This is a genomic window from Martinezella multihospitum (genome assembly GCF_900094585.1).
GTDB classification, from domain to species: domain Bacteria; phylum Pseudomonadota; class Alphaproteobacteria; order Rhizobiales; family Rhizobiaceae; genus Rhizobium; species Rhizobium multihospitium.
In genome coordinates this window covers 276,966-301,566 of sequence record NZ_FMAG01000006.1, presented here as the reverse complement: position 1 = coordinate 301,566, position 24,601 = coordinate 276,966, and the positions used below count along the sequence as shown (strand labels likewise).

23 protein-coding genes and 4 tRNA genes are annotated in these 24,601 nt (G+C 58.9%); 13 read left to right on the top strand and 14 right to left on the bottom strand.

Annotation, left to right across the window (positions count from 1 at the left end; genetic code table 11):
• Positions 1-67 precede the first annotated feature (67 nt).
• Complete coding sequence (locus tag GA0061103_RS24330) at positions 68-211, bottom strand: DUF1127 domain-containing protein (protein ID WP_015339701.1); 144 nt, start codon at positions 209-211, stop codon at positions 68-70.
• A 305-nt stretch (positions 212-516) separates the two neighbouring features.
• On the bottom strand, positions 517-663 hold the full coding sequence (locus tag GA0061103_RS24325; RefSeq protein ID WP_015339702.1) for a DUF1127 domain-containing protein: 147 nt from the start codon (positions 661-663) through the stop codon (positions 517-519).
• Positions 664-1,542: 879 nt separating this feature from the next.
• Between GA0061103_RS24325 and GA0061103_RS24320 the strand changes: the two genes are divergently transcribed.
• The 4 genes from GA0061103_RS24320 (at position 1,543) to tig (ending at position 5,292) form a co-directional block, all read left to right on the top strand.
• Complete coding sequence (locus GA0061103_RS24320) at positions 1,543-2,682, top strand: DUF2157 domain-containing protein (protein WP_092715699.1); 1,140 nt, start codon at positions 1,543-1,545, stop codon at positions 2,680-2,682.
• Complete coding sequence (locus GA0061103_RS24315; RefSeq protein WP_092715697.1) at positions 2,679-3,293, top strand: GDYXXLXY domain-containing protein; 615 nt, start codon at positions 2,679-2,681, stop codon at positions 3,291-3,293. The genes GA0061103_RS24320 and GA0061103_RS24315 overlap by 4 nt, the downstream gene beginning before the upstream one ends.
• 144 nt (positions 3,294-3,437) lie before the next feature.
• Positions 3,438-3,522: transfer RNA gene (locus GA0061103_RS24310), tRNA-Leu, on the top strand.
• Positions 3,523-3,801: 279 nt separating this feature from the next.
• On the top strand, positions 3,802-5,292 hold the full coding sequence (tig, locus tag GA0061103_RS24300; RefSeq protein WP_092715693.1) for a trigger factor: 1,491 nt from the start codon (positions 3,802-3,804) through the stop codon (positions 5,290-5,292).
• Positions 5,293-5,436: 144 nt separating this feature from the next.
• On the opposite strand, the gene GA0061103_RS24295 is transcribed toward tig, so the two are convergent.
• The 7 genes from GA0061103_RS24295 to GA0061103_RS24260 all read right to left on the bottom strand — a co-directional run bounded on the left by GA0061103_RS24295 (position 5,437) and on the right by GA0061103_RS24260 (position 13,150).
• Positions 5,437-6,246 carry a phytanoyl-CoA dioxygenase family protein gene (locus GA0061103_RS24295; RefSeq protein ID WP_092715691.1) on the bottom strand — a complete coding sequence of 270 codons (810 nt, stop codon included), beginning with the start codon at positions 6,244-6,246 and terminating at the stop codon, positions 5,437-5,439.
• A 226-nt stretch (positions 6,247-6,472) separates the two neighbouring features.
• Positions 6,473-7,879 carry a Si-specific NAD(P)(+) transhydrogenase gene (gene sthA, locus GA0061103_RS24285; protein WP_092715687.1) on the bottom strand — a complete coding sequence of 469 codons (1,407 nt, stop codon included), beginning with the start codon at positions 7,877-7,879 and terminating at the stop codon, positions 6,473-6,475.
• A gap of 108 nt (positions 7,880-7,987) precedes the next feature.
• Entirely contained in the window at positions 7,988-8,584 is a 597-nt protein-coding gene (locus GA0061103_RS24280) for a dual specificity protein phosphatase family protein (protein ID WP_092715685.1), read from the bottom strand.
• A 257-nt stretch (positions 8,585-8,841) separates the two neighbouring features.
• Positions 8,842-9,699, bottom strand: coding sequence for a RadC family protein (gene radC / locus GA0061103_RS24275; protein WP_092715683.1), 858 nt, complete (start codon positions 9,697-9,699; stop codon positions 8,842-8,844).
• A 3-nt stretch (positions 9,700-9,702) separates the two neighbouring features.
• On the bottom strand, positions 9,703-10,539 hold the full coding sequence (gene map / locus GA0061103_RS24270; protein ID WP_092715682.1) for a type I methionyl aminopeptidase: 837 nt from the start codon (positions 10,537-10,539) through the stop codon (positions 9,703-9,705).
• Between the two features lie 2 nt (positions 10,540-10,541).
• On the bottom strand, positions 10,542-11,288 hold the full coding sequence (gene sfsA / locus GA0061103_RS24265; RefSeq protein ID WP_092715680.1) for a DNA/RNA nuclease SfsA: 747 nt from the start codon (positions 11,286-11,288) through the stop codon (positions 10,542-10,544).
• A 14-nt stretch (positions 11,289-11,302) separates the two neighbouring features.
• Entirely contained in the window at positions 11,303-13,150 is a 1,848-nt protein-coding gene (locus GA0061103_RS24260; RefSeq protein WP_092715679.1) for a PHA/PHB synthase family protein, read from the bottom strand.
• A gap of 160 nt (positions 13,151-13,310) precedes the next feature.
• Here GA0061103_RS24260 and GA0061103_RS24255 point away from each other — a divergent pair, with 160 nt between their 5' ends.
• The 4 genes from GA0061103_RS24255 (at position 13,311) to recJ (ending at position 18,443) form a co-directional block, all read left to right on the top strand.
• Positions 13,311-13,763 (top strand): gas vesicle protein GvpG, encoded by a 453-nt coding sequence (locus GA0061103_RS24255; protein ID WP_092715677.1) that lies wholly within the window; start codon positions 13,311-13,313, stop codon positions 13,761-13,763.
• A 222-nt stretch (positions 13,764-13,985) separates the two neighbouring features.
• Positions 13,986-15,206, top strand: a complete 1,221-nt coding sequence (locus GA0061103_RS24250; protein WP_092715675.1) for an LL-diaminopimelate aminotransferase — start codon at positions 13,986-13,988, stop codon at positions 15,204-15,206.
• A gap of 57 nt (positions 15,207-15,263) precedes the next feature.
• On the top strand, positions 15,264-16,583 hold the full coding sequence (locus GA0061103_RS24245) for a homoserine dehydrogenase (RefSeq protein WP_092715673.1): 1,320 nt from the start codon (positions 15,264-15,266) through the stop codon (positions 16,581-16,583).
• 54 nt (positions 16,584-16,637) lie between these two features.
• Positions 16,638-18,443: a single-stranded-DNA-specific exonuclease RecJ gene (recJ, locus tag GA0061103_RS24240; protein ID WP_425349535.1), complete on the top strand. Its 1,806-nt coding sequence runs from the start codon at positions 16,638-16,640 to the stop codon at positions 18,441-18,443.
• Between the two features lie 60 nt (positions 18,444-18,503).
• On the opposite strand, the gene GA0061103_RS24235 is transcribed toward recJ, so the two are convergent.
• From GA0061103_RS24235 to GA0061103_RS24215, 5 genes are all read right to left on the bottom strand, one after another.
• A tRNA-Glu gene (locus GA0061103_RS24235) sits at positions 18,504-18,578 on the bottom strand.
• Between the two features lie 139 nt (positions 18,579-18,717).
• A tRNA-Glu gene (locus GA0061103_RS24230) sits at positions 18,718-18,792 on the bottom strand.
• Positions 18,793-18,873: 81 nt separating this feature from the next.
• Positions 18,874-18,948 (bottom strand) — tRNA-Glu (locus GA0061103_RS24225).
• A 174-nt stretch (positions 18,949-19,122) separates the two neighbouring features.
• Entirely contained in the window at positions 19,123-19,749 is a 627-nt protein-coding gene (locus tag GA0061103_RS24220; RefSeq protein WP_245304856.1) for a hypothetical protein, read from the bottom strand.
• A gap of 375 nt (positions 19,750-20,124) precedes the next feature.
• Positions 20,125-20,565, bottom strand: coding sequence for a VOC family protein (locus GA0061103_RS24215; protein WP_092715670.1), 441 nt, complete (start codon positions 20,563-20,565; stop codon positions 20,125-20,127).
• Positions 20,566-20,762: 197 nt separating this feature from the next.
• Here GA0061103_RS24215 and GA0061103_RS24210 point away from each other — a divergent pair, with 197 nt between their 5' ends.
• The 5 genes from GA0061103_RS24210 (at position 20,763) to GA0061103_RS24185 (ending at position 24,554) form a co-directional block, all read left to right on the top strand.
• Positions 20,763-21,341 (top strand): cold-shock protein, encoded by a 579-nt coding sequence (locus GA0061103_RS24210; RefSeq protein WP_092715668.1) that lies wholly within the window; start codon positions 20,763-20,765, stop codon positions 21,339-21,341.
• Positions 21,342-21,452: 111 nt separating this feature from the next.
• Positions 21,453-22,646, top strand: coding sequence for a tyrosine-type recombinase/integrase (locus GA0061103_RS24205; protein WP_141694468.1), 1,194 nt, complete (start codon positions 21,453-21,455; stop codon positions 22,644-22,646).
• A 331-nt stretch (positions 22,647-22,977) separates the two neighbouring features.
• On the top strand, positions 22,978-23,193 hold the full coding sequence (locus tag GA0061103_RS35455; protein WP_141694472.1) for an AlpA family phage regulatory protein: 216 nt from the start codon (positions 22,978-22,980) through the stop codon (positions 23,191-23,193).
• Positions 23,194-23,232: 39 nt separating this feature from the next.
• On the top strand, positions 23,233-23,688 hold the full coding sequence (locus tag GA0061103_RS24190) for a hypothetical protein (protein WP_092715660.1): 456 nt from the start codon (positions 23,233-23,235) through the stop codon (positions 23,686-23,688).
• Positions 23,689-24,116: 428 nt separating this feature from the next.
• Positions 24,117-24,554: a hypothetical protein gene (locus tag GA0061103_RS24185; protein WP_092715658.1), complete on the top strand. Its 438-nt coding sequence runs from the start codon at positions 24,117-24,119 to the stop codon at positions 24,552-24,554.
• Positions 24,555-24,601 lie beyond the last annotated feature (47 nt).

Sequence of the window (24,601 nt, the reverse complement as noted above, 5' to 3'; positions counted from 1 at the left end):
TAATCGCCGGAATCAAAAACGGCGCCGAAAGGCGCCGTCTTGAGGCAGTCTGCTCAGTTCGTTCCTATTAACGGAAGGAACGAGCAGCGATGTTGCGGATTTCGTAGCGGCTGACGCCGATGTCCGAAAGGGTCTGGCTGGAGAGGTTGCCAAGTTCGTTCAGAGTGCGGCGGTAGCTGATCCAGTTCTTTGCAATGCGAAGCGGGTTCATGATCTTGTCCTCGGTATCTTGTTTGCGAGCGGTACGATTACCGCCTCAGCGCTTGCACTCTATATAGGCGCGAGGACGTGATTTGTGCAGTGCAAAGAAAAGGTCCCTGCTATGCATTTGTGCAATATGACGCTTAAAAAGACACCAATGCTCAAAATTTGTGTGCTCTGCAGATAAGGAATAGCTCGCGGCGGATTCGGCTATGCTGCACTTGCTCAGTCGATAGGCAAAAAAGAACGCCCGCCGCGGAGGTCCGCAACGGGCGTTGAGAAGGCTTTCGCTGAAAGGCGAAGCCTATCCGGCGATTAACGTCCGGTGGCTTCGCGAGCAACGCGATGGATGTCGGCGCGGTCGATGCCGAGGTCGTGCAGTTCACGCGAGCTCATGCGGCCGAGTTCGTTAACGGTCTGACGATACTTGCGCCAGTTGTTGAAAGAGCGGGTCAGGTTCATTGTAGTCCCTTTCGAGGATCTTGGGGATCGAGCAGTTCCACGATTGGTTCCGTCATCGATCTAATGGATTTAAATATATGCTGCGCCGCGAAAACTAAAAGAGCGAATGCTTCATGCCACCTATGCGTCATATGCAAGTCTTGCGGGCGCTTTGCCTAAGATGGCGGCTGCTTTGTGTGCATATCGCGGCCAAAGGGTGTTTACCACTGGAAGTCGATTTCGGGTATGCGCCCGGCGTTCCAGGGCAGTTACCGATGGCTGCCGGCCTTTGGCCACTTTTTCGCCAGCCTTGCTGTTTTGGAAGGGGTCGGATGCTGTCGCAGGCTGCCTTCGGTCGGTGGAAAATCATCTCACCAGTCGTCTGCGCCGGCATTTACCAATTGGCAGGTCGCACATGTGTCCAGGCGACATAAACCGATTTAAGTGGGCAAAAAAATAACGCCCACCGCGGGAGGAGGATGCGGTGGGCGTCATTTATAGTGATTGACGACTTGGGAGGAGGAGTGTCGTCAATCGATCGGAGCGCATTGGGAGGAGGAGTATGCGGCTCCGAATATCTTGTCGGGATATCCATCCCCAGGCTTAGTCCGATCTGCATCGGCCCGGCGCGCCACTGCCGCGTTTGTTGTCCAATAAATAGTATGACTTTTCGAATTTGTGCAGCGCAATAATTTCATGGGAGGCATGAGCTCTGCGCATATCTTTGATCGGTATCTCTTTACCGGTCCTAAGAATACTCTATAGACCGTTAATTCCGTATTAATATGGCACATATTCCTGTGAGCCGAAGCTTCTGCCAGAACCGCCCGGCTCGCATCGATTGTGCGGCGATTTGTGCTAACTCTGTCGCGAGCAGAATCGCAGCGAGGGGAGCCAAGCATGTACAGAGGCAGGCTGGAGCGGGATCTCAAGATCTGGACCGACAAGGGCCTGGTCGACGCGGGGACGGCGAAAGCCATCCTCAGTGAGTATGACGGTCGCCAGACGAGTTTCAGCGCCGGCCGGGTACTGACCATCATCGCCGCTGTGCTTCTCGGCCTTGCCATCTTGCTGTTCATCTCCGCAAACTGGGAGGCTCTCCCGAGGATCATCCGTCTCGCCGGGCTGGTAGCAATGATATGGGCCTTCTATCTCGGAGCCGCGTATCTGCTGGTCCAGGGGCGTTCGATCGTCGCCGCCGGATTGTTGATCCTCGGCACTCTGAGTTTTGGCGGCGCCATGGCCTTGGTCGGTCAGATGTACAATTTGTCTGGCGATGAACTTAGAATGATGCTCGTCTGGTTCGCCGCGGCCTGCATCGTGGCGGCGTCGTTTCGCTCAGCTGCGCAGGTTGGGCTCGCCGGCTTTCTCGCCTGGGCGTTTTGCGGCGTGTACCTCTGGGGGCATTTCGACGAATGGTATGGGATCATGCCCTGGATGCCGCCCCTGATGGCCATGGTCCTGATCGTGCTTGTCCGCTATGCCGATGCACCCATGGCTCGGCATTTGGCCTATCTCATGCTCGTCGGCTGGCTGACATGGCTGTTTGGCCGTCATGAGGGATTGAATACCGCGATCCTGTTTGCCGCTCTCGGCATGGCGGCGTTTCTCGTCGTCAGCGTCCCCGCGTCGCCGCTGGTGCCTTTTGCCCGCACGGCCGGCGCCGCGCCGGCCTTCTACGCCTTTCTGATCGCATCGATCGGCTTTTTCCTGGTCCATGCCGAGATCAGCAACGGCTCCTTTGAGAACAATGTCTGGGTCGAAGATAAATTGCCGCTCGTCATCGTCGCGGCAGCGACACTGGCGAGCTCGGTGGTAGCGATAGCGCTCAGCGGCCGCGACAATGGCGCTGTGCGCTATCTCGCCTATTTCGTCTTTTCCTGCGAGATTCTTTACCTCGCCAGCGAGACGATCGGCTCAATCATCGGCACGGCCGGGTTCTTCCTCGTTGCCGGCTTGTTGGTAGCGATTGCCGCCTGGCTGGTCATCCAGCTGGAACGGCGCTTTTCCGATAATCGCGGGCAGGGGACGCGGGCATGACCGATATTGCTGAGAAGAGCCCAACCATCGGTTCCCGCCGCCTGTGGCTTGCCGCCATCGTCGGTGCGGCTCTGCAGACCGCAGTCCTCGGCTACATGGTCGGCGAGCGGGCCTGGGGCCTGCGGAGCGGCGTCGAGATTCTCCTAAAGACCGCGCCGGTCGATCCACGCGATCTTCTGCGCGGCGACTATGTGACCTTGAACTACGACATTTCACGGGTTCCATTCTCGACGATGGTCGAGGGGCCACCGAAAATGAGCCGAAGTGCCGTGATATTGTCCGTTCGCCTGAAGAAGCAGGATGACGGCTATTGGGGTATCGTCGAATCATCCTTCGGAAAGCTAGAGCCGAAACCCGATACGGTCGTGCTCAAGAGCCTGCCTGTCGACTATGTTTTCGATGGCGATGCGACCGATCCATCGCAGGCGATCATCGGCGTTACCTATGGCATCGAGCGCTACTATGTGCCCGAGGGGCAGGGGCGCGATATCGAGAGCGCCCGCAACGACAATCGTGTCGCGATCGCTGCTCGCGTGTCTTCCGATGGTGTTGCCCATATCAGAAGCCTGCTTCTCGACGGCAAATCCGTCTACGAGGAGCCGCTTTACTGACGATATCTACGCGAAGAGCCCCGATAAGCTTTAGCGTCGTCGCGGAACCGTCATTTTTCCTTTGCGTGGTTTGAAACGGGTGATATAGAGACGCCGCGCTCCGGAAGGCCCCATGGGCAGGCATCGCCATGCGGTTTTGGGAACGCGGGTATGGTGAAATTGGTAGACACGCCAGATTTAGGTTCTGGTGCCGCAAGGCGTGGGAGTTCAAGTCTCTCTACCCGCACCAACACTGTCTTGTGGACGGGGGGAGGCTCAAAAAGCCTGTCTTCCGATATGCCGCAGGACGCGCATCTTGCCCAAAGCATCCCGCTTTCGATGAGGAAAGTGGATCAGATGTTTTGGCTCGTGACGGGATAGAGCTGCCTTTTGCGCGTTCACAAGAAGGCGCGGCGCTCTAGCAAGATGAAAGAGAATTGCATCCAAGCCACGCTCGGGATTTTCCGGCGTCGTGCTCATCGAAACGAACGGCAGGCTGGGCACGGCCGCCATGAATGAAGGTAGGACAATGCAGGTTATCGAAACGCTCGCTGAAGGGCTGAAGCGCGAAATCAAGGTGGTCATCCCGGCCAAGGACATGGAAGTGCGCATGAACGAGCGCCTGGCCGAGGTCAAGGACAAGGTCCGCATCAACGGCTTCCGTCCGGGCAAGGTTCCGGTCTCGCACCTGAAGAAGGTCTACGGCAAGTCGATCATGGCCGACCTGGTTAACGAAATCGTTCGCGACCAGCCGCCGGCGATCCTGACCGAGCGCGGCGAAAAGTCGGCAACGCAGCCGGAAATCGCCATGACGGAAGACCAGGACGAGGCAGAAAAGATCCTCTCCGCTCAGGCCGACTTCGAGTTCACGCTGTCCTACGAAGTCATCCCGGCGATCGAACTGAAGCCGGTTTCCGGCATCAAGGTCACCCGCGAAGTCGCTGAGATCGCTGACGAAGAAGTCACCGAGCAGATCCTCAAGATCGCCGAAAGCGCTCGTAGCTACGAAACCAAGAAGGGCAAGGCCGCCAACGGCGACCGCGTCACCATCGATTACCTCGGCAAGGTCGACGGCGTTGCCTTCGACGGCGGCAAGGACGAAGACTCGCAGCTGGTTCTCGGCTCCAACCGCTTCATCCCGGGCTTCGAAGAACAGCTCGTCGGCGTCAAGGCTGGCGATGAGAAGGTCATCACCGTAACCTTCCCGGCCGACTATCCGGCCAAGAACCTTGCCGGCAAGGAAGCCACCTTCGACATCAACGTCAAGGAAGTTGCAGCGCCCGGTGAAGTCGAGATCAACGACGAACTCGCTACCAAGCTCGGTCTGGAATCGGCCGACCGCCTGAAGGAGATCGTTCGCGGTCAGATCGAAAGCCAGTACGGCTCGGTCACCCGCCAGAAGGTCAAGCGTCAGATCCTCGACCAGCTCGACGAAATGTATCAGTTCGACACGCCGCAGAAGCTGGTCGATGCCGAATTCGCCAGCATCTGGCGCCAGATCGAAACCGATCTCAGCGAATCCGGCAAGACCTTCGAAGACGAAGACACCACCGAAGAGAAGGCTCGCGAGGAATACCGCAAGCTTGCTGAGCGTCGCGTTCGCCTCGGCCTCGTTCTCTCCGAAATCGGCGAAAAGGCCGGCGTCGAAGTTACCGAAGACGAGCTGCAGCGTGCGCTCTATGCCCAGCTTCAGCAGTTCCCGGGTCAGGAAAAGGAAATCCTGGAATTCTTCCGCAACACGCCCGGCGCCTCCGCCAACCTGCGCGCGCCGATCTTCGAAGAAAAGGTCATCGATCACCTGCTGACCGAGGTCAACGTCACGGACAAGACCGTTTCCAAGGAAGCGCTGCTGGCTGACGACGAAGCCGAAGACAAGCCGGCCGCCAAGAAGGCTGCTCCGAAGAAGAAGGCTGCTGCCAAGGCTGAAGCGACCGAAGCTGCCGCCGAAGGCGAAGAAGCTGCTGCTCCGAAGAAGAAGGCCGCTCCGAAGAAGAAGGCTGCTGAAGACAGCGCCGAATAATCGGACTTTCTTCCGGATTGAAATTGAGCCCTGCCGTTCGCGGCGGGGCTTTTTTGTTGTGTCGCCATAATGTTCCCTCTCCCCACAAGCGGGGAGAGGGCTGGGGTGAGGGGCTCCAGGCTATCAGCAATCAGTTCGGCGCGACTATTCCTTACCCAAAGCGCGGCGAATGGCTGTCTCGACCGGGCTATAGGCATTATCCGGCCGCTCCAATCGATAAGGCTCGGCAAGCCCGATCGAGGGCTGCGCCATGAAGCGCGGCGTGCTGCCTTGATGTTTCTGGGCGGCATGAACGAGGAAGGGATGGCAGATATAGACAGTCCCAGCTTTTCCCGTCGCTAATGTCTGAGGCCGGTCAGCTCCCATATGCTCGAGCATCATGCGCGAACGCCCTTGCTCTCCTGCCGGCTCAAGATAGCGTGCCATATCCAGGTGAGAGCCGACGCGGATGCGGGTTGGCGCATCGTCTTCGCCGACATCGGAAAACAGGAAGAGCGTCAGTAGGGCGCGCCCTCGTGAGGTGACATTCACGCGCCAGGCCGAGAAGTCCCTTTTCTCGTTCGGATCGCAATCGTCGCCGGGGAAGCTGAGATCGACATGCCAGCCGGCGTCGCCCGGATCATCGGGATGCGGGAAGCGCACGGGAAATGTGCCGAGGCCGTCTCTCGGCAGCCATCGTCCGTGGCCGACCAGTTGATCGAAGGCGGCGTGGAGAATGGGCATATTGGCGATGGTGCGGAACGGTTCGCCGCCATAGCCCGGTAGCCGGATGACCGGAAGCGTCCAACTCGCTGGATCATGCTCGCTGCAGCGAAGATCACGCCACATGATGACGCGTGCCTGCTCTGCGAGTTCCGCTGAAAACGCATTATCGATGCGCACAAAACCCTGTTCGATGAAATCATTCAGCTGTGCGCCGGAAAGTGCAGCCGGGTACTGTTCTTCGGATGGCATGTGAAATCTTTCTCAATCGTCGCGCCGTACTGTGCCCTTCTCATGGGGTACGGCTGTTTCGGCATGGACCAACCCGCGGCGTTGCAGCCGCTCAGGCGGTCTCATCTTCATTTGGCTGAGAGCCCTGGGGATCAGCGGCTTATGAAGAAGACCGAAGCGATGTTGAGAATGCTCATCATGCCGACAGAGTAGTGAGCCCTGCCGGCACGGTCAATATTGTCTCAGTCTAAAGTTCCGACTTGATGTCGCCCATGCGGTTCCAGGCGTCGAGGCCGGCGATCTTGTAGGCTTCGGCGAGCGTCGGGTAGTTGAAGGTGTTCTCGACGAAATATTCGACGGTGCCCTTCAGGTTCAGCACGGCCTGGCCGATGTGCACGAGTTCGGTGGCACCTTCGCCGACGATGTGAACGCCGAGCAGGCGGCGGGTCTTCAGCGAGAAGATCATCTTCAAGAGCCCGGTGTCGAGGCCCATGATGTGGCCGCGCGAGGTCTCGCGGAAACGGGCAATGCCGCATTCGTAGGGGATGTGCCGCTCCTTGACCTCTTCCTCGGACAGGCCGCAGGTGGAAATCTCCGGCACGGCATAGATGCCGTAGGGGAAGTATTTCGGCGGCTCCTTGGCGATCGCGCCGACGGCGACGCGGGCGGCGATGCGGCCCTGTTCCATCGAGGTCGAGGCGAGGCTCGGGAAGCCGACGACATCACCGGCGGCGAAGATATGCGGCACCTTCGTCGCAAAAGTTTCCGGATTGACGCTGAGGCGGCCGCGATTGTCCGCCTCGAGGCCGGCGGCATCAAGATTGAGCGTATCCGTCGCGCCCATGCGGCCGGCGGCAAACAACACCATATCCGTCGTGATGCGGCGGCCGTTGTCCAGCGTCAGCTCCACCTTGCCGTTTGGCAGACGCTCTACCTTCTCGGCCTTCTGGCCGAGCAGCAGCTTCATGTTGCGATCGCGCAGCTGATAGGTGAAATCCTCGACGATCTCCTTGTCGATGAAATCGAGCATGGTCGACTTTGGATCGATCAACGTCACCTGCGTATCGAGCGCACTGAAGATCGTTGCATATTCGATGCCGATGACGCCGGCGCCGATGACCACCATCGAACGCGGCAGCTCCTCGATATCAAGCAGCTCGTCGCTGTCGAGAACCGTCTTGCCGTCGAAAGGCATGTAATCCGGACGGAACGGCTTGGTGCCGACTGCAAGCAGGATGCTGGCGGCGGATACGGTGACGACCTCGCCATCATCCTTGACGATCTGCATGGTCTGCGGATCGACGAAGCTTGCCTTGCCGCGTATGTGCTGGACGCGATTGCGGGCAAACTGGTGTTCCAGCACCTCGACTTCGTGGTCGAGCGTGATCAGCAGGCGGCGGCGCAGGTCTTCGGCGCTGATTTCCTGTTTGACGCGATAGGCGCGACCGTAGAAGCCGCGTTCGCGCCAGCCGGAAAGGTTGAGCGCGGTTTCGCGCAGCGTCTTGGAGGGAATGGTGCCGGTATGGACCGAGACGCCGCCGACGCGCTTGCCTTGTTCGACGACGAGCACCTTCTTGCCGAGTTTGGCGGCCTGGATAGCGCCTCTGCGGCCGGCGGGGCCGCTACCTACGACTAGGAGATCGAATTGGTCCATCGGGAAGCCTCGGATGACTGGAATGGGGAATCAATGTCGCAATGCAACATGCTCCGTCAACCGGTAGCCTCTCAATGTTACAGATTATCTAACGGGAAAGTTTGGTGTTCACGACGCCGAAAGGCCAAGCCAAGGTTCAAGCTTCTCAAAAGTACGGTCCATGGCATAGGCACGCGTGAAGGAGAACGGCAAGTGACCATAGATGATCGACATCTGGCCCTCCGCGGTAGCCTCATTCGTCTTGGCAATGGCGGCAAGGTAAAGTGCCGAGGCCAGGCCGGTTCTGTCGGCTCCGGCCTGACAATGAATGAGGATCGGCTTGGGCGCATTCCGCATGATCTCGACAAGCTGTGCTGCCTGCTCCTGTGTCAGCTCGCGACCGGAAGACATATGGAAATCGATATGGTCGATGTTGAGCTCTTTTGCCTCGGCGACTTCGTTATCGTACCAATGGTGTCCGCTATTGTAGCCACGCAGGTTGATAATGGTCTTGATGCCGTACTGCTTTTGAAACTCGGCGATGTTGGTGGCCGAGGGCTGCGAGGAGCGGTAAAGCTCGCCGGCAATGACCGGATGGAAGTTCGTCGTCCAGAGCATGTGAGCATAGAAGCCGCCGGCGACCACGAGGAAAGCGCCTGCCGCGACAAGCGCGCCGCGACCGATAGAAAGGAGGCGATGAGCAAGCACTGGCGACATCTTCGGCATTCGATCTCCACATGGCCGACGCCCGCAGCGGATAGGCCAAATCAAAACAATAGCTTCCGCCGGTGTATATGCCGATCGGATGCGATGATCCTTCTGCCAGATGATGCTGACGCTGAACTGAAAAATTAGAGCGGCGATCACAACGGCAAATTCGGAGGACCTGCAAATATATGGTTTAAGTCGAATCAATATTATCATTTAATATCAAATTGATACTGTGATTTCTTAAATATATTTATCGCTTTTGGTGCGAAATTCTAAATTAAACGTAATGCACGAAAGCTGACATGACCGTTCTTGCCGATAATAACGTGGTCGTGAACAGTGATGCCTAACGGCTTGGCTGTATCGATGATGGTCTTCGTCATGTCGATATCGGCGCGAGATGGGGTCGGGTCTCCTGACGGGTGGTTGTGGACCAGAATCACTGCCGAGGCGGAGAGTTCGAGCGCGCGCTTGACGACCTCGCGCGGATAGACCGGTGTATGATCGATGGTGCCGAAACCCTGCACCTCGTCGGCGATCAAAGCGTTGCGCTTGTCGAGAAACAGTAGGCGGAATTGCTCGCGGGCTTCGTGTGCCATCGCGGCATGACAATAATCGATAAGCGCTTTCCAGGAGGAGAGCACCGGCTTGCCGGTCAATTCGCTCTTCAGCATGCGCTGTGCGACGCTCGCGACCAGCTTCAGGTCGAGAGCGACGGCGTCGCCGACGCCATTGACCTCGGTCAACAGGTTGACCGGCGCGCCGAATACACCGCCAAGCGTGCCGAAGCGGGCAAGCAATGCCTTGGCGATGGGTTTCGTGTCGCGTCGCGGGATTAGCCGGAAAAGCAAGAGCTCGAGAATTTCGTAGTCCGCCAGCGCCGCGTCGCCGCCGTCGCGATAGCGATTGCGCAACCGGTCGCGGTGACCATGATAATGGGCTTCGACATTGGCTGGCGCAGATTTGGCTATCGGGGCGGATTTGGCGGTCTGCGAGGCCGGCTTGACAGTCTGTTGGGGGAAGAACAGCCGCTCGTCGAGCAGCGGAGCCTCTTCCAAAGTCTCCAGCTTCCCGCCTCTTTCGAGGGGCATGTCGCCATGTCCGTTGGAAGAAGCAGGACGTTTCGCCATGAATTATCCCTGCAGCGGCGGCAGGCCGGGGCGGTCGAGGCCGCCCGGCGACAGGGTGAAGATCTCGCAGCCCGCCGCCGTGACGCCGACCGTATGTTCGTACTGGGCCGAAAGCGAGCGGTCGCGGGTGACGGCCGTCCAGCCGTCGCCGAGCACCTTCACATGCGGCTTGCCGAGATTGATCATCGGCTCGATGGTGAAGATCATGCCTTCGCGCAGTTCCGGGCCGTCATTGATCCGGCCGTAATGCAGGATGTTCGGCGAGTCATGGAAGAGACTGCCGACGCCGTGGCCGCAGAAGTCGCGCACGACAGAGCAGCGTTCGCCTTCGGCAAAGGTCTGGATCGCTTCGCCGATGGCGCCGGTGCGAGCGCCGGGACGGACGGCAGCGATGCCGCGCATCAGGGATTCGTAGGTGACTTCCAGCAGCCGTTCGGCCGAGCGTTTGATTTCGCCGACCGGATACATGCGGCTGGAATCGCCGTGCCAGCCGTCGAGCACATAGGTCACGTCGATATTGACGATATCGCCTTCGCGCAGCGGCTTGTCGTTGGGTATGCCGTGGCAGACGACGTGGTTGATCGACGTGCAGGAGGATTTCATGTAGCCGCGATAGTTCAGCGTCGCCGGATAGGCGCCGTGATCCATGCCAAATTCGAAGACGAAGCGATCGATGACATCAGTCGCGACACCCGGCTTGACGATGGCGGCCAGTTCGTCGAGGCAGCGCGCCGTCAACTGGCAGGCCTTGCGCATTCCGGCAAAGGCATCCTGCCCGTAGATGCGGATAGCGCCCGTATTCTTCGCCGGCGCCGTTGCCGCTTCGATGTAATTCACCATGACTAGCCTTCGGTAGAGATCTTAAATTGTTCTAATGCAGCTATGCCGGGTTCGTCTATCGGGATCAACCCGGCAGGCGCGATTTCCGTCGGCGAAACCCTGCATTTCAACGCATAGACCTCGACGCCACGCTTCAAAGCGCGTTCATAGGCCTTGGCGTAGACCGGATCGAGATCGCTACAGATCTGGAAGCGATCGCAGTCACGGCGCTGGATTACGAACAGCATCACGGCGCGGTAACCGGCCTCGGCCATATCGCCGAGTTCTTCCAGATGCTTGGCGCCGCGGGCCGTCGCCGTATCGGGAAATTCCGCAAGGCCCGGCTGTCGCATGAAATGGACGTTTTTCACCTCGACATAGGTGGTTGTGCGCAAAGGGTCGGTCAAGAGCAGGTCTATGCGGGAATTGCGGCCGTAGTTCTGCTCGCGTTTGACAGTCGTGTAAGCGCCGAGATCGGAGATTTGCCCGAGCGCGATCGCCTCGGCCGCAATCCGGTTCGGCATACCGGTATTGACACCGACCGTCGTGCCGTCCGCCTCGATCATTTCGAAGACATGGCGGTATTTTCTCTTCGCGCCCTCATGCTCGGAAAGCCAGATGCGTGAGCCGGGCGTCGTCAGCCCAAGCATCGATCCGGTATTCGGGCAGGAGCCGGTGATGAAGGTTCCGTCCTCCAGCTCGGCGTCGAAGAGGAAGCGCTTGTAGCGCGAAATCAGGCGGGCAGGGATGAGAGACGAAGGAAATTGCATAATCGGATGGCTGCTTATGCCCGTTCCATGACGAAGCTGCCCGGTGCCTCTTCGAGTGCGTTGAGCGCCTTGCCGCCGGGCTGGCGTGCCGCGGTCATGCGGTGATCCTGCGAGAGGATCCAGGAGTGCCAATGCGGCCACCATGAGCCTGGTGTCTCCTTTGCTTCCGTCAGCCATTTCTCATAGTCGCCACTCAAGGAGCCGCCGGTCCAGAACTGGTATTTGTGCTTGTCCGGCGGATTGACGACGCCGGCGATATGGCCGGAGCCCGTCACCACGAATTCGACCGGGCCGCCGAAATATTGGCTGCCGACGAAGACGGACTTGGCCGGCGCGATGTGATCCTCGCGCGTCGCGAGATTATAGACCGGGATGCGGACATCCTTCAGCGACAGTGTCTTGCCGTCGAGCACCATCTTGCCCTGACTCAGCGCATTGTTGAGGTAGCAGTTGCGCAGGTAAAAGGAATGGTTGGCGGCCGCCATGCGTGTAGAATCGGCGTTCCAGAACAGGAGGTCGAAGGGCAGGGGTTCCTGACCCTTCAGGTAGTTGTTGACGAAGTAAGGCCAGATCAGCTCTGAGGCACGCAGCATGTTGAAGGCCGTCGCCATCTTCGAGCCTTCGAGATAGCCGAGCACATTCATTTGTCCCTCAAGCGCTGCGATCTGCTCCTCGTCGACGAAAACCTTCAAGTCCCCGGCAAAGGTGAAATCCACCTGCGTCGTCAGGAACGTCACCGTGCGGATGCGTTTGTTCTTTTCCTTGGCATGGAGGGCGAGGGTGGCGGCGAGCAGTGTGCCGCCGACGCAATATCCGACGGCATTGACCTCCTGCTCTCCGGTCGCCTTTTCGATCGTATCGAGCGCGAAGTCGATCCCTTCGCGGGCATAGGAAGTCCAGTCCTTCGCCGCATGGCGATGATCGGGATTGACCCAGGAGATCACAAAGACGGTGTGACCCTGCTCCACACACCATTTGATGAAGGATTTCTGGGGGTTGAGATCGAGAATGTAGAATTTGTTGATCCAGGGCGGGCAGATGAGTAAGGGACGCTTCAACACCTTGTCCGTCGCCGGCTCGTACTGGATCACCTGGCAGACATCGCTCTGCGCGATCACCTTGCCTGGTGTCAGCGCCATATCGCGGCCGACGGCGAATTTCGTCATATCGGTCTGCCGCAGCCGCAATTCGCCGTGGCCGAGGCTGATATCCTCAGCCAGCATCTTCATGCCGCGCACGAGATTCTCGGCATTGGAGGCGATGGTTTCGCGATAGACTTGAGGATTGGTCGCGACGAAATTGGTCGGAGAGAAGGCCGCGGTGATCTGCTTCGTGTAGAAAGCTGCCTTATGGCGAGTGTGTTCGTCCAGCCCTTCCGCATCACCGACCAGCTTTTCCGCCCAGTTCGACGTCAGAAGATAGGTCTGCTTCAGGAAGTCGAAAAAGGGGTTCTTCTGCCAGTCTTCATCGGCAAAGCGCCTGTCCTTCACCGGCTCGGCTTCGGTTTCGGCGGACGAATCGCCGCTGAGGCGCTGCATGGTTTTCGTCCACAGGCCGAAATAGCCGGAAAGCAGGTGAGTCTGCGCCTCCAGCGTCCGGCGAGGATCGGAAAGCCAGTATTCCCCGACCTTCGAGAGCGTCTTGACCATGTCGGTGAAGGGGTCGGCAACCGTATCGACCTTCTCGCCGCGTTCGCGTGGCGCAAGCCAGGCGGAGGCGGCCTTGCCGAGATTTTCCAGCGCACGGGCAAAGTTGACGGCCATCGCTTCGGGATCCCTGACGATGTAAGGCTCGACTGACTTTGGATCAAAGCCGGGAAAGCCGCCATTACCTTCATTCTTGTCCCGCTTGCTGTCGGTCACGCATCATCCTCCCGGCGGCAGCTCGTGTCTTGTTTTCCATTTGTACATCTTGCGGGAAAAGGAATACAAGTCGAATGAAACGCAACCCTGCTCTTGCTTTGCTGCTGCGACAAATTTAACAGTCGCAACCCACAGCAAGGAATAGCGCAGGAAGACAATTATGGGCGGCGGCATGGTGGCAAGACTGAACCGGTATTCCGTACTCTGCGGTGCAATGTGCGGAATTCTCGCATTGACGCTCGCGGGCTGCTCGACGCCTGAGGAAAAGGCGGCCTTCGCCAAGCGCAAGCAACCGCCCCAGGCGGTGATCGTAAAGCCCGCCAAGGGCACGCCGGTCGTGGAAACCAGCACGCAGCAATATTACAAGGATGGCTATCCTTCCTTCAATGCGCCGCCGACCGCTGCAAACGTCCAGATCAACGATCAGCAGGCTGGTGATCTGGTCAAGCAGCTGACGGCACTCGGATCGCAGCGCAAGGCCGGCACGATCTCGGAAGCCGAGTACCAGAGACGCGTCGCCGAGATGCGCAAGCTCGCTGCCGAACATGGTCAGGATACATTGCAGGAAATTCAGAAAGAGGGCGGCACGCAGCCTGCCCAGACGCAGAATTAGCCTTGCGTTTCAGGCGATTTGGACGCAAAGCGTTCGGATAGGCCGAATTTGGATGTATCTGACAGGCGGATTGCACTTTGCGTGCATAAGCGCCCAAGATTCACCTTATCTTTCGAGATAGCATGAATACGGCGCCGCGAGTCCCAAGTTCGTATCGCGGCTGGCCGGGAGATCAACGAACTTCAGCGCGGTTTTGAGGGCCGCTGTCCCATGGGGAAAGAAATGGAAGAGTTTCATAAAGTCCGGCGTTTGCCGCCCTACGTTTTCGAACAGGTCAATCGTTTGAAAGCGAGCGCGCGAGCGGGCGGGGCGGACATTATCGACCTCGGCATGGGCAATCCAGATCTTCCGACCCCCAAGGCGATCGTCGACAAGCTGTGCGAAGTGGTCCAGGACCCGCGCACGCATCGCTATTCCTCTTCCAAGGGCATTCCAGGCCTTCGTCGCGCGCAGGCCGCCTATTACGCCCGTCGTTTCGGCGTGAAGCTCAACCCCGATACGCAGGTGGTCGCCACCCTCGGCTCGAAGGAAGGCTTCGCCAACATGGCGCAGGCGATCACCGCGCCTGGCGACGTCATCCTTTGCCCGAACCCGACCTATCCGATTCATGCCTTCGGCTTCCTGATGGCAGGCGGCGTCATCCGTTCGATACCGGTCGAGCCGGATGATAGCTTCTTCCCGCCGCTCGAGCGGGCCGTGCGTCACTCGATCCCGAAGCCGCTGGCGCTCATCCTGAACTATCCGTCGAACCCGACAGCCTATGTCGCGACGCTCGATTTCTACAAGGAAGTCATCGCCTTCGCGAAGAAGCATGACATCATCGTGCTTTCGGATCTGGCCTATTCGGAAATCTACTTCGACGACGCGCCGCCGCCGTCGGTGCTGGAAGTGCCGGGCGCGATGGACGTGACGGTCGAGTTCACCTCGATGTCGAAGACTTTCTCCATGCCCGGCTGGCGCATGGGCTTCGCCGTCGGCAACGAGCGGCTGATTGCGGCGCTGACGCGCGTGAAGTCCTACCTCGATTACGGTGCCTTCACGCCGATCCAGGTGGCAGCGACCCACGCGCTGAACGGCGACGGTTCCGATATCGCCGAAGTGCGCAACATCTATAAGCGGCGCCGCGATGTTCTGGTCGACAGCTTTGGCAAGGCCGGCTTCGACGTGCCGCCGCCGGCGGCGACCATGTTCGCCTGGGCGAAGATCCCGGAAAAGTTCCGTCATCTCGGCTCGCTGGAATTCTCCAAGCTTCTGGTCGAGAAGGCCGACATTGCGGTTGCTCCGGGCATCGGCTTCGGCGAGCAGGGCGACGATTACGTCCGCATCGCGCTCGTTGAAAATGAACATCGCATCCGCCAGGCAGCGCGCAATCTGAAGCGCTTCCTCTCGACGGCGGACGAGACGATGCACAATGTCATTTCGCTGAACGCTCACCGTTCATAATGTCGCGCGGCAGCTGCTCTGGCGGCTGCCGTCCCCAATACTGATCAGGAATTTTCCATGGCAGATGCCCTCAAAATCGGCATTGCGGGCTTGGGCACCGTTGGTGCCTCGCTCGTCCGCATTATCCAGAGCCGCGCTAACGAGCTTGCCGTTACCTGCGGTCGTCCCGTCAAGATCGTCGCCGTTACCGCGCGCGATCGCACGCGGGATCGCGGCATCGATCTGACTGGCATCGAATGGTTCGGCGGTCCGGTCGATCTCGCCCAGAAGGCCGATATCGACGTGTTCGTCGAGCTGATCGGCGGTTCCGAGGGTGCTGCCAATGCAGCTGTGCGCGCAGCGCTTGCACGTGGCCTGCATGTCGTCACCGCCAACAAGGCACTGCTGGCCTATCACGGTGTTGAGCTCGCACAGATCGCCGAAGAGAAGGGTGCCCTGCTGAATTTCGAAGCAGCCGTTGCCGGCGGCATCCCGGTCATCAAGGCCCTGCGCGAATCCCTGACGGGCAATACGATTTCCCGCGTCTACGGCATCATGAACGGCACCTGTAACTACATCCTGACCCGGATGGAGAAGGAAGGCCTATCCTTTAGCGATTGCCTCAAGGAAGCCCAGCGCCTCGGCTATGCCGAAGCCGATCCGGCTTTCGACATCGAGGGCAATGATACGGCTCACAAGCTTGCCATCCTGACGACGCTTGCCTTCGGCAATCGCATCGCGGCCGACGACATCTATCTCGAGGGGATCACCAATGTCTCCATCGAGGATATTCGTGCTGCTGCCGATCTCGGCTATCGCATCAAGCTGCTCGGCGTTGCCCAGCGCACCGAAAGCGGCATCGAGCAGCGCGTGCATCCGACCATGGTGCCGCTCGATTCGGTCATTGCCCAGGTCGATGGTGTCACCAATGCGGTTGCGATCGAATCCGACATTCTCGGCGAACTGCTGATGGTCGGCCCAGGCGCAGGCGGCAATGCGACGGCATCTTCCGTGCTCGGCGACATCGCCGATATCGCCAAGAGCCGCCCGGGCGAGCAGCGCGTGCCGGTGCTCGGCCATCCGGCCAAGGCGCTGGAACCCTATCGCAAGGCGCAGATGCAGAGCCATGAAGGCGGCTATTTTATCCGCCTGACCGTGCTTGACCGCACCGGCGTCTTCGCAAGCGTGGCGACCCGCATGGCGGAAAACCATATTTCGCTCGAATCGATCGTCCAGCGCTCGAAGCAGCATCTGGCGCCGTCCGATCACCAGACGATCATCCTCGTCACCCATGCGACGACGGAGGATTCGGTGCGCAAGGCCGTTGCCACGATCAAGAACGAGGGCTATCTCGTCGGCGAACCGCAGGTCATTCGCATCGAGCGGCCGAAAGAATAATCTGACCAGCGGCGGCGTGCCTTAAAGGGACGCCGCCCGCAAATTCCGGGAGAGATGGTGGAGCAACCGGTCGATCCAGTTCAACGGGCATTTCTCGGTGTCGAGCGCTCGGTATCAGGCAATCGCTGGGTGTCCCGGCTCGATCAGGCCGGCCAGAACAGAGCGCTTGCCATCGCGCAGACACATGGTCTACCGGAACTGATTGCCCGGGTGCTTGCCGGGCGCGGCGTCGGGCAGGAGGAAGCCATGGCTTTCCTCGATCCAACGATTCGCGGCCTGATGCCGGATCCACATCTGCTGACCGATTGCGAGAAGGCGGCGCAGCGCCTGCTGCAAGCGATCAGGAAGGGCGAAACCGTCGCGATCTTCGGTGACTATGACGTCGACGGTGCGGCTTCCTCGGCGCTGCTCTATCGCTTCCTGAGCCATTTCGGCGTCCCGGCCAGCATCTATATTCCCGATCGCATCTTTGAAGGCTACGGCCCCAATCCGACCGCCATCGGACAACTCATCGATAGTGGCGCGACCTTGATCGTGACGGTCGATTGCGGCTCTACCAGCTTCGAATCGCTTGAGGTGGCCAAGGCACGCGGCATCGACGTCGTCGTTATCGATCACCACCAGGTGGCGCATGAGCTGCCGCCTTGCCATGCCCTGGTCAATCCCAATCGCGAGGACGATCTTTCGGGGCAGGGGCATCTCTGTGCTGCTGGCGTCGTCTTCATGGTTCTGGTCGCGGCGCTCAGGCTGCTGCGCGAAGCGGGTGATTCCCGCGTGCGTTCGATCGACCTGCTTGCCTGGCTCGATATCGTCGCGCTCGCGACCGTTTGCGATGTTGTGCCGCTGAAGGGTCTCAACCGCGCCTATGTGGTCAAGGGGCTGATCGCTGCCCGCCACCAGGGCAATCTCGGGCTTGCCGCCCTGTTTCGCAAGGCCGGGCTCAATGGTCCCGTCACGCCCTATCACTTCGGCTTCCTGATCGGCCCGCGCATCAATGCCGGTGGCCGCATCGGTGATGCAGCCCTTGGCTCTCGGTTGCTGACGCTTGAGGACGCCGGCGAGGCCGAAACGATCGCGGCGAAGCTGGACGAGCTCAATCGCGAGCGGCAGGCCATGGAAGCCGCCATGCTGCAGGAGGCCGAGGCCGAAGCGCTGGCGGAATATGGCAATGGTGATGGCGCCTCCGTCATCGTGACGGCGCGCGAGAGCTGGCATCCGGGAATCGTCGGTCTGATCGCCTCGCGCCTCAAGGACAAATTCCGCCGCCCGGCTTTCGCCATCGCCTTCGATCCCGTCGGCAAAGGCACCGGCTCCGGCCGCTCCATCAATGGCTTCGACATGGGCCGTATGGTGCGCGCCGCCGTTGATGCCGGCCTGCTGGTCAAAGGTGGCGGCCATGCCATGGCGGCCGGTCTGACGGTGGAACGGAGCAATCTCGGCAAGCTGCGCGCCTTCTTCACCGAGAAGGCGGAGAAACAAGTCCCCGGTCTCGTGGCCAACGAGACATTGAAGATCGACGGCGCGCTCGGAGCAAGCGGCGCCACCGTGGAATTGATCGACAGGCTCGAGACAGCAGGCCCCTATGGTTCTGGCCATCCACAGCCCGTCTTCGCCCTTCCAAGCCACAGGTTGCGCGATTCCCGCCTTGTCGGCCAGTCGCATATCAAGATCACGCTGGAGGCGCAGGACGGCGGCCGGGTTGACGGCATCGCCTTCCGTGCGGCCGAGACGCCTCTGGGTGATCTGCTGATGTCGTCGCGCGGCGCTCAGATCCATGTCGCCGGCACGCTCGGCGCCGATCATTGGCAGGGAAGCCGCCGCGTGCAGCTGCGCGTCACGGACGTGGCAAAAGCTCTCTGAGAAACTTGCCCAAAACTTCGTTTACGAAGTTCAATCAACGATTTGCAGGGGGAAGAACAGTGGCACGCCCTAGGGGAGTCGAACCCCTCTTTACAGAATGAAAATCTGTCGTCCTAACCGATAGACGAAGGGCGCGTGCTGTGGCGCCCTTATAGTCAGCACCTTTCATTCTCGCAAGCGGAAAATCGCGAAAAATCTGAGAAAAATCCCAAAAAAATCTATGACTAGGCGAAGATTTTTCGAGGTGCTTGTGGAAAACTTCGGGACACGCTTTTGGCACGCCCTAGGGGAGTCGAACCCCTCTTTACAGAATGAGAATCTGTCGTCCTAACCGATAGACGAAGGGCGCGTGCTGCATGGCCTAGATAAGAATAGCCCATTGCGTCCGCAAGCGGTAGGTCAATGAATTCATGACAGGAGAGAACAACAGTGGCACGCCCTAGGGGAGTCGAACCCCTCTTTACAGAATGAAAATCTGTCGTCCTAACCGATAGACGAAGGGCGCGTGCAGCTGTTGTGTGGCGCGCTTATAGCGGGGTGATTTCATTCCCGCAAGCGGCAATTTTGCTTTTTTGTGGAAAAAATGACAGATGGGTGAAACTACCGCCGGCACTGAATAAGTGAGCCTTAACAGGCTCTTGCCGGCGATATCGAAGATTCCCTGGAAACGCGGGCTTTTTTATTGCCCACTTGCACCCGGCATGGGCTGCACCAGCAGCTTGCCGTTCTGAGGCTGGTTCTTCGAGGCGATGAACTGCGCCAAGGCCGCTGCCTGTCTGCCGTTCAACTCACGCACATTCGGGTTCGGCGTCGCCGAAACTCCCGATGCCGTCACCTGCGCAATCGGCTGCGGTGCAGCTACCGCCGGCGAGTTTGAGTTGCGGATGACGGGTGGCGGCAGCATGTCGGCCGAGGTGCGGCCATTGGGGACGCTGGCGGCATCCATCGTCTGCGGTGCCGTTGTCTGCATAGCGGCTGGTGGCGTGCTGTAGACGCTGCGCATCATCGGCGTGATCGCCTGGCCGCCGTCTGGCTGGTTCTTTGCTAGAGTTCCGTCCGGATTGACCGCAATCGGCGGCGGCGCGGAGAAGATGCTGCTTCTATTCGCGTTGACGCCGGTCGGCTGCGTGACCAGCCCGGCGATGCCGGTCTGGCCGTCCGCGGTCGGGGCTGCCGCAGGTGCGGGATAGAGCGCCTGATTCTGCTGGGCGACGATCTGCTGGCGTGTGCCGTTGACGCTATGGACCATCGGATCGCGATAGGCGCCATCGGCCTTGCGTCGCCTCGCGTCTGCCTTGCTGTTCATGTCGGCTGCCAGCTGTTCTGCCACAGTCAATGGCACGACGGGCGCGGCTTGCGAAGTCTCGGTTGGCTTTTTGGCCGTGGTCGCGCAGCCCGCCATCATCACAAATGAGGCAAGAACGGCAATTGTGCTTGCGAGCTTCTTCCTGCCGTATAAAATCCGCTGATCGCACATAGGACGTTCCCTGCAAATAAGGTTGCATCGGAACGGCCTCCTTGCGAGGGACGGCGATATCGCACGCGCTGACTGGGAACGATGACCGCGCGATATCCGATGCATGATGCTTCGAGTCGTCCAAGCATGCCGGAGGATAGGCATGGGCGGCAAGCGCGAAACGGATGGCTCCGCGCGTGCCGTAAGCCTCGCGAAAGCTTGGCGCTACCAGGAGCCGGTATTGGGCATGGAGGCCCAGGGCTCGGCAGACGGAAGGTTGGCGCCCTTCTGCAGGATCTCGATGGAAATGCCGTCCGGAGAACGCACGAAGGCCATGTGACCGTCGCGCGGCGGGCGATTGATGGTGATGCCGTTGTCCATCAGCTTCTGGCAGGTCGCATAGATGTCGTCGACTTCATAGGCGAGGTGGCCGAAACTACGTCCTCCGCTATATTCTTCCGGATCCCAGTTGTAGGTCAGTTCAAGGCTGGGAGCACCATTGCTGCGGGATGATTCGGCATCCTCATCGGCCGCAAGGAAAACGAGTGTATAGCGACCCTTCTCGTTTTCGTAGCGGCGGGTTTCGACAAGCCCGAACAGGGTGCTATAAAAATGCAACGAGGCGTCGAGATCGGTGACGCGGACCATCGTATGGAGATAACGCATTCTATTTCCTCTCTTAATGTTGAGCTGGGCGGATCTTCGATCGCGGCACCAGCTTCGCGCAAGTCTTGGAGCAATAATCTTAGGGTGGGAATAAACGAAAACTAGGACTTGCGCTTTTCCGTTACCAAGATGTTAATCTTGATATCAGGGAATCAGTTAACCGTAACAGTGTGACGCGTAATCGAGGGCTGGCTAGGATGGGTGACAGAATTTCATCGAAGGGAGTTGACGACTTCGAGGAGATGTCCGGCGATACCGTCGAGCTCATCGAAATCTCAGGCGTCGTCAAGTGGTTCGATGTCGCCAAGGGGTTCGGTTTCATCGTGCCGGATAACGGCATGCAGGACGTGTTGCTGCATGTGACGTGTCTCCGCCGCGACGGTTATCAGACGATTCTCGAAGGAACCCGCATCGTTGCGCTGATCCAGCGCCGGGAGCGTGGTTATCAGGCTTTCAAGATCCTCTCCATGGACCAATCGACCGCGGTGCATCCCTCGCAGATGCCTCCCGTGCGCACGCATGTGCAGGTAACGGCGACGAGTGGCCTGGAACGGGCTCTGGTCAAGTGGTTCAACCGCACCAAGGGCTTCGGCTTCCTGACGCGCGGCGAGGGCACCGAGGATATCTTCGTGCATATGGAAACGCTGCGTCGCTTCGGCCTGGCCGAGCTGCGGCCGGGGCAGGTGGTGCTCGTGCGCTTCGGGCCTGGCGAAAAGGGCCTGATGGCGGCGGAAATCCATCCGGATGCGCCGAGCCCGGTCACGCGGCCGCACTGATATGAATAAAGCTGGATTTCTGGGAATTTTGAAAAGCGCCATTTTGGCGCTTAGGCGGCATTGATTTCACTGATCTAATATTGCTAAACGCCTGATTTTCAGGCTTTTCCCTTGCCTAAGCTGTCCACCTTATCCATATTGGCAACCGTCCACTTTATGGTAGAGGCTATGGTAAGCAATCGGCTCACCGACATAAAAATCAAGGCGATCAAGAAGCCTGGTATCTACGCTGATGGTGACGGGCTCTATCTGCGTATGCACGCGGCCGGCTCGAAATCCTGGTTTTTCATTTATTCGCGCGATGGAAAACGACGAGAGCTCGGGCTCGGTGGCTTTGGTGGTACAGCTCCGGTGAGTCTTGCATTGGCACGGCGCAAGGCTGATGAATTGCGCGTGATGCTGGCAAACGGCATAGATCCGCATGCTGAAAAAGTCGCTGCCAGGTCCGTGTCTGAGAAAACGTTCCGTAAGGTCGCTGAGCAATTCATCGCAGATCGGGACGATTGGAAGGAGCACACCCGAAAGGAATGGGAGCGCCACCTCTTTGAGCATGCTGCGATACTAGCTAACACGCAGATCGACGCTGTTACCACGGACCTCGTCGAAGCGACGCTCAAACCTCTATGGGAAAAGCGTGTGACGACAGGGCAGCGCGTCCGAGGGAAAATCGAGTCTGTATTGGACTACGCAACTGTCAAAAAGATGCGTACCGGTGACAATCCCGCGCGTTGGTCTGGTCACCTGGAGCACCTTCTCACCAAGGCTGGACGGGTTACCGGAGCCAATCACAAAGCGATGCGATACGAAGATGTGCCTGCCTTTTTTTCGTCGTTGGGCGACAGCTCCGTCGAGCAGCTTATACGCTTTATCCTGCTGACCGCTGTCCGTAGCGGCGAGGCCCGTCTTGCCGAATGGGATGAGATCGATCTCGGCGCCAAGATCTGGACGATACCGAAAGAGCGGACAAAGACTGGGCGGGAATTGATTGTTCCGCTTACAGATCAAGCAATCGCATCGCTGCCAGAACAGGGCAAGGGCCTTGTTTTCACTCAGGATGACCAAGCATTACCGATCATGGCCATGCCAAATTGGATCAGGAAGAACAAGCCGGATATAACGATGCATGGCTTTAGATCAGCGTTTCGCGACTTCGCCGGTGACAAGACTGAATTCCCTAGGGAAATCGCCGAAATGGCACTTGGGCACAAGGTCGGCAATGCAGTTGAGCAAGCCTACAGAAGAAGCGACGCGCTTGAGAAGCGCCGGCAGCTTATGGAGACTTGGGCGAAGTATCTGTCGGTGTAAACATGCGTCTTTACAAATGCGTCAAGAAATTTTTGACAACCATAGGTAAATAAACAAGTTGTCCATTTTGTAACTTTACGCTAGATAATGAAGATGCTTGGCGGCTGTCGCCGAGTTTTCCAAGGTGCAAGCCTTGATGAGGCCCCGATCAGGCCTGACCTCTTCTGAGGATATAACTGCGGCGTGGCCGCCGGACGCGTTCCCGGGGAACGTGGCGTCTCGGACGTCGCTTAACGATAAACCCAGCAACCGCGTGCTGGTCACCAAATCTTCTTGAAAACGATCGATCAACTTGACGTCAGGCTTCCGTCCGCGTCGATAAAGAGGAGATATTGTTATTCCTTCCGCCAGCAACGACAACATTCCAATACTCATTTCTCTCAATGATGCATGCCGCGTCACTTCGATGAGCCGAACGATGTTGAATCGATACCGCGCTGAGGGGCGCTTCCCGGTTGCTGTCGAGCTCGGCGAGCGTCGCGTAGCGTTCGTTCGCGAGGAAGTTACTGCCTGGATAGAAGCCAAAATCGCCGCAAGGGCGGCATGAGCGGCATGCGCACGACAATAAATCATTGAGGAGGACCGCATGAACAGCCAAGCCACAAAGAACCTGCGCCAAGCGCTGCCAGACGCAGAACACGGCTCGCTTGATAATCTCGCGGCAAAGGCCGCCGCGAAGTGGGCAAGCACACCGAATACCGCCATCGACGGCATTCTCGACGAGCTCGATCTTCTGGATGTTGCGCAACGCGCCTTGGTGACCGGAGAGACATTGGAGGAAATCGGGGCGAGCGGACCCTATGGAACTACAGCGCAGCGCCGCGCCTGGGCCGCAGGAAAGCTTTCGGCCGCAGCGTACGCTATTGTGCTGTCCGTGAAGCTTCTCGCGCGTCAGCGGGCAGATATGGCGAAAATCGCAGAGCTTGAGCGCAGGCTGTCTCACGCGGCGGCGGAGATCCGCGCAGCGAAACGATATGGCGGGATTATTGTGCCGTTCCGGGAGAGACGGAAGCCGGCGATCGATTGGGATGCGGCTGCATAGGGACCGCCCACGCCGCTCCTGCAGCTGGGATTGTACGGCCGAAAGACAAAAATTGCTTGGATTGAAATCATTACGCTTTTCATTTTGGCGTTAATGAAAACGGGCCAATGTGCCATTTTTTGGCTTCTCGCGGAGAGTATATATGAAGGGGTGCGAAATTTTCGGGCTCCGCTCAATCTGTTATGGCCGTCCTTCAGGGCGGTTTTTTTATTCGCCAGCCGTACTGCGACGGCACTCCAATCCAGTCGGTCTCCTCCTCTCCCGACTGTTGATCATCGCCCCGCGCGCCTCTCGATGGCAGCGCGGGGCGTTGCCACCCAGACACTACTTATCTGCCGTGCATCTGCACTTCTTCACAAGCTCAAGGCGTCTTCGGACGCCTTTCTTTTTGCCTTCAGCCCCTTTCAACCTTCAACAAAGGACAGACAATGACCTTGCCAATATTCTGGCGACGAGCTGATTTCAGCGTCGCCGAAACCGCCGACATCGTCGATGTCCCGGAAGATACCCTTCGCGGCTGGCTCGCCCGCAACCTCGTGCCTGAGTTCACCGGCGTCAAGTCGGGTAGCCGATTGTGGTTCAGCGCCCACGACGCGCTCTACTTTGCCATCCTCCGGGAGCTGACGGCATATGGCGTCTCCGTCAGGCCGGCTATGCGCGAGGCAGGATCGATTGCCAACAACACAGCGGACGGCGAGCTAGACCATGAATACATGATCGTGCGCACAAACGGTGCTGCGACCGACTTCGAGATGACCGATGCTGTGGTCATCGACGATAAGCCCGGCGCCGTCATACCGCTCAGGGGCGTGCTGGAACGAGTTCTGGATCGTGCCGCTGCTGTGCATGCAACGGAAGCATCCTGACCAACATCACCAACAAGTGACTCCACTCTATCTGCCCGCTTCGGCGG